The sequence below is a fragment of the Actinomadura sp. KC216 genome, assembly GCF_004348535.1.
GTDB lineage: Bacteria > Actinomycetota > Actinomycetes > Streptosporangiales > Streptosporangiaceae > Spirillospora.
Genome location: NZ_SMJX01000447.1, coordinates 1 through 5,339, shown reverse-complemented (window position 1 = coordinate 5,339; position 5,339 = coordinate 1). Strand labels below are relative to the sequence as shown.

The 5,339-nt window shown below is 65.9% G+C and carries 4 protein-coding genes and 1 pseudogene; 3 read left to right on the top strand and 2 right to left on the bottom strand.

What is annotated here, in order from left to right; genetic code table 11:
* Window positions 1–122 precede the first annotated feature (122 nt).
* Window positions 123–293: pseudogene (locus E1264_RS39660) on the top strand (IS3 family transposase); the annotation flags it as partial.
* 927 nt (window positions 294–1,220) lie between these two features.
* Here the strand turns inward: E1264_RS39660 and E1264_RS39650 are convergent.
* Together E1264_RS39650 and E1264_RS39645 are read right to left on the bottom strand one after the other, a co-directional pair.
* Entirely contained in the window at window positions 1,221–1,697 is a 477-nt protein-coding gene (locus E1264_RS39650) for a nitroreductase/quinone reductase family protein (protein WP_132182239.1), read from the bottom strand.
* Window positions 1,694–2,473, bottom strand: a complete 780-nt coding sequence (locus E1264_RS39645; protein WP_132182237.1) for a glucose 1-dehydrogenase — start codon at window positions 2,471–2,473, stop codon at window positions 1,694–1,696. Before E1264_RS39645 ends, E1264_RS39650 begins: the two co-directional genes overlap by 4 nt.
* Window positions 2,474–2,616: 143 nt before the next feature.
* Here E1264_RS39645 and E1264_RS39640 point away from each other — a divergent pair, with 143 nt between their 5' ends.
* Both E1264_RS39640 and E1264_RS39635 read left to right on the top strand, forming a co-directional pair.
* Window positions 2,617–3,261, top strand: coding sequence for a TetR/AcrR family transcriptional regulator (locus tag E1264_RS39640; RefSeq protein ID WP_132182235.1), 645 nt, complete (start codon window positions 2,617–2,619; stop codon window positions 3,259–3,261).
* Between the two features lie 889 nt (window positions 3,262–4,150).
* A partial coding sequence (locus E1264_RS39635; protein WP_132182233.1) for a glucose-6-phosphate dehydrogenase (NADP(+)) occupies window positions 4,151–5,339 on the top strand: 1,189 nt, incomplete at its 3' end.

The following is a 5,339-nucleotide window of genomic DNA, read 5'->3' as shown; positions in this document are numbered from 1 at the left end:
TCCGACGCCTCCAGCGCTACATCGCACGAGAGGTCTATCGCGACATCACACTCGCCCTGTCACCTCCGGCCTCGTCCAACCCTCCGCCGGGCACCGCCACAACCGCTTGACATAGAGGCATCAACGCGGTGATCGAGTCGTTCTGGGGACGGATGCAGACCGAGCTGCTCAACCGGCAGCGCTGGGGCACCCGCATCGAACTCGCCAACGCGATCTTCGAATACCTGGAGATCTTCTACAACCGCCGACGCCGCCACAGCGCCCTGGGGATGCTCACCCCGATCGAATACGAGAGGATCTACCCAACCCGAGAATCAGGAAGCGGCCGAGCAGTTCCACCGCCATCCCGATCTCAACAGCCCGACCAACATCACGATCGGCCGGGGCTACGGCCTGTGGATTTTCACCTGCCCCGTTTCACACGACCACCCGCACCAGATGAGCATGCAATGAATGCGCCGCCTTGGCCGTGCTGATCGCGGCATGAGCGGATGGTGGCGCGGGAACACTAGCGACCGCAACTTGCCCATCCTGGACGCCTCGTTCTGGAGCGCCCGGGTGCTGGCAGACTCACTGGCGATACTCACGCGGCGTGACTGGCCGCGGGGGTGCGCTGAGGGTCGTACCCTCCGCGGAGGCAGGCGATCGGCGGAGGGCGACAGCGGCGAGGAAAGTGGAGATGGGTTCGGGACGGCCGTTGTCCTGGACGAGTGCGGCAGTCAGAACGTCGGAGTGTTGATAGCCCATCGCGATCACCTGCTCGACACTCTCTTGGAAAAGCGTGTTGGTGACAACGCCTCACGAGTTCGAATCTCGTATTCGCCGTCGGCCTGAGCAAGACGAAAGCTGAGGGCGGCACCCCACGGGAATCGCCCTCAGCGCTTCAGTCTCAGTTGTAGTCTCGGTTGCCGTTCAGAAGCGGCTCACGTCGCCCTCTGTGGCTCCGCTCTCCTCCTGCTTCGCAGGGATACGGGCTCGCTCCTCCGGCCCCCTCCACGAACGTCACTTGGCGATAGAACCTAAGCGCTCGCCGACGGTGGTGTCGGGCACGTCGAGGTTCTTTCGAGATGAGCGTGTGTAGGAGGCTGCTCCTCGAGAGACCTCGACATCCATCCTGGACCGCTGCGCCAGCTACACCCCTCATCTGGTGAGGAGCCGTTGTGGGCCGCGCCTGCAGTCCCGGTCCCTGGGAGTGGGTCATCTGGCGAGGGGCCCCGCGATCACGGCCGAGGGCCGAAGCTGATGCGCATCAGACGGATGTCGGCCCAGTCTTCGAGCCGTGTCGGCCGGATGGTGCCGGGGTCGTGGGGCTGATTGAGATCCGCGATGATCTCCGTCAGCACGGCCTGACGTTCGGCTGGGTCGGTGACCGGCGTGGCCCGTGCGGGCAGATCTGCACGGATCCCGTTCTTGAGGTGGAAGGTGAAGCTGGGATTGGCGAGAAGGTTCGCATGCCAGTCGGTCGCGGCCCCGCCGGCGCCGCTACAGAGATAGGTGGTACCCGCAGCTCGGTAGAAGAAGATCTCGATGCGGCGTGGTCGGCCGGTGCGGCGCCCCCTCGTCGTGATGTCGATGATCCGTTCGCTGGTGCCCGCGGCGGGTGTGATCTCGATGGCTTGCCGGATGCGATCGGGCAGGTGCGACAAAGACGCGTCCCGTACGGAGTCGTTCGATCCGGTCGTGTCTGGACTGCTCATGCGGTCTCGGGCTGAAGGGCGGGGCCGAGGAGGAGTCCACCGTCGATGATGTACTCCGACCCCGTGATGAACGACGCGTCTGATGACGTGAGGAACAGCAGAAGCCGGGTGACGTCGGTCGGTTCTCCAAGTCGGGGGATGGCGAACGGTTCGGGTGAGTAGAAGTCGGCGATTGCCGCGGTGGCGCCGGCTGCTGGTTCTTGGATGAAGGGGGTCGCGATCACGCCGGGGTGGATGGTGTTCACGCGGATGTGGTCGCGGCCGAGCTCGAGCGCTGCGGTTCGGGTGAGACCTCGCACGGCCCACTTGCTGGCGACGTACGGCGCGTAGTGCGCCGTACCGCCCAGGCCCATCGTCGAGGCGATGTTGACGATGGCTCCCCCTGCTGCGCGGCGCAGAACGGGGGCGGCGACCTTGATGCCGAGGAAGGTCCCTGTGAGGTTGATGTCGAGGATGCGCGACCACGTGGCCTGGTCCGTCTTCTCGATCGGCGCCGGCGGGTTCTGAACGCCCGCGTTGTTGACCAGCACGTTCAGGGCGCCGAAGGCGCTCTCGGCGGCCAGCACAGCGGCGGACCACGAGCTCTCGTCGGTGACGTCGAGGTGGGTGAAGCGAGCGCGGGTCCCGAGCTCGTCGGCGAGAGCGGCGCCGCGTTCGGCGTCGATGTCGCCGATCACCACGTTCGCTCCCTCCGCGTGAAAGGCGCGTACGTGGCTCGATCCCTGGCCACCGGTCCCACCGGTCACGAGCACGGTCTGGTCGTCGAAGCGACGCATCAGATGTTCCTTCGGTACGTGGGTGACTGACCGGGATCATCAGTGATGAACGGCGGCCAGTGGTGAGCCGAGTGACTCACCTCTGCCTGACACTAGGTCGGCGGCAATGGTGAGTCAAGCCACTCACCTCGTATAATCGGGCCATGGGCAGGGTCGTGACGACGTATCACCAGCGCATCGCCCAGGAGAAGCGCGCGCTGATCATGAAGGCCGCGACCGCACTGTTCCTCGAGTTGGGCTACGACCGGACGTCGCTGGCGCGGATCGCCGAGCACTCAGGCGTTTCGCGGGCCACCCTGTTCAAGCAGTTTCCGAGCAAGGCTGCCCTGTTCGATGCCATGGTCACCGAGTCATGGTCAACAACTGACGAAGAGGATCCTCCGCCAGCAGGCGACATCGTTGACGGGCTCAGCACCATCGGTCGCCGCTACGCCGAGCTGTTGAGCCGCGCCCAGATGACCGACCTGTTCCGAATCGTCATCGCCGAGCTGCCGCGATTCCCCGAACTGGCCCACGCGCAGTTCTCGCACGGGAAGATGCCCTACTTCGAGTCCGTACGCAGCTACCTGCTGGCCGAGCACGAGACGGGAACGGTGCGGATCGAAGACGTGGACCTCGCGGCCACGCAGTTCCTGGGCATGATCTCCAACTACGTCTTCTGGCCGACACTCCTGGTGCCGGGCTGGGAGGTGAGCGCCGAACGCGTCGCTCAGGTGGTCGACGAGGCCGTCCGCACCATCGCAGCCCGGTATGCCGCGACTGGACCCGGGGCGTCCGCCAACCACTGATCCCGCCGACCGCGACTTGGTCCCACCGCCACAAAAGGAGCTGCTGCCTAAGCAATCGAGGCTGTCGGCCCCAAGGACGTTCGCGAGGCACCCCCCGGGACGGACACCGAAGGAGCGGAGTGCCGATGTGTTGACCCAACTCGACCATCCTGGCATCAGCACGGCCGACAAGAGTCTCAGCGGCGGCCCCCCACGTCCACGGCTCCGCTCCGGGTGGGAACTCCCAACAACAGCATGAGGGGTGGCCCAAAACCCGCAGGCCCAGGCCCGCGGCTACACCGTCATCTGTGAAGAGCCCCTTTATGTCTTCTGCGTGAGCAGGGACCAACGCCCCGGCCGCCGCCGGGGCGCCGGCTCGTTTGTGGTTCACTGCCGAGGGACACCCGCAGGAGAGCACCACCCAGAATTGGGCCAGCCCCATTGAGAGGCCCTCACGGACCTCACTCTGAAGTGCAACCGGGTTCACCTTGGCCATGGAGCCACCTGGGGACCTCCAAGAAACTGCAGTTCAGAAGCATGGAGGGTTCAGGTCCCCGGTTTGGTTGACGGGAAGGGCGAATGCCGCCTTCGGGAAGCCCTACGTCCGTCGACCATCTCACCAACGAGCAGGCCCGCAGCGCGACCGTCAAGCTCGTGCCCCGCTGAGCGGGGTCCGCGTGGTCACGGTCCCTCCGCCGACACAAACCTCCGGGCACCATGATCGTTAATGGGCGAGGCGCTCGGCCGTGCCGAGTGGCGGGCATCGGCACGGAACGACACGCGAACCGGGATCGATGGAGACGAGGCGACACGTTTGGACCATGACCGAGCGCTATGCGACCCGTGGGACGCTTGTTCTCCGGATGGCCGAGGCGTCAAGCTGTGAGCCGAGGAGAGAGGGGGACCGGCGATGGAGCGGGCCGACGCGCTGGTGCTATTCGGGATCACCGGGAATCTGGCGTACAAGATGCTGCTGCCGGCGTTGTACCAGCTGGCGGCGGACGGGGTGCTGGACCAGCCGATCGTGGGGGTCGCCAAGACCGACCTCGACCTGGCCGGGCTGCGACGTCGGGCCCGGGAGGCCTGCGAGGCCAAGCACGACAAGGTGGACGACGCGGCGTTCGAGAAGTTCGCCGGGAACCTCCGGCTCGTCGCGGGCGACTACACCGACGGCGCCACCTTCGATGCGATCCGTGGCGAGGTCGGCGATGCCGGATTCCTCACTCACTATCTTGCGGTTCCTCCTTCGCTGTTCGCGACGGTCGCCGAGGGCCTGGCCAAGGTCGACCTGAACAGGAACGCCCGGATGGTCGTCGAAAAGCCGTTCGGCAACGACCTGGAGTCGGCGCGGGCGTTGAACGCCGAGTTGCTGAAGTTCTTCGACGAGGACCATCTGAGGCGCGTCGACCACTTCCTCGGCAAGGAGCCGATCGAGGACCTGCTGATGTTCCGGTTCGAGAACATGCTCCTGGAGCCGATCTGGAACCGTCACTACGTCGACAACGTGCAGATCACGATGGCCGAGGACTTCGACGTCGCCGACCGTGGCTCGTTCTACGACGCCAACGGCACGATCCGCGATGTCGTCCAGAACCACCTTCTGCAGATCCTCGCGCTCCTGGCCATGGACACGCCGCCGTCGACCGACTCACGCGCCTTCATCGACGAGAAATGGCGGGTGCTGCGCGCCGTCGAGGCCGTCGCGCCCGGCGATGTCGTCCGCGGCCAGTACGACGGCTACCTCGCCACCGAAGGCGTCCGCGAGGGTTCGACCACCGAGACCTACGCTGCGCTGCGCCTGCGCATCAACAACTGGCGCTGGGCCGGTGTCCCGTTCTACATCCGCTCCGGTAAGGCACTCGGCACCACCGACCTGGAAGTGGTCGCCCAACTCCGCACCCCGCCCATCAGCTTCTTCGACGGCGCCCCAGAGCCCAATCTGATCCGCTTCCGCATCCAGCCCGATGCGGGGGTCACATTCGACCTGCTCGCCAAGGTCCCCGGGCGCGACAGCACCCGGCAAGTCCCGCTCAGCGTGGACTTCACCAAGGTCCTGGGCCCGATGGAAGCGGCCTACCAGCGCATCCTCACCGACGCGA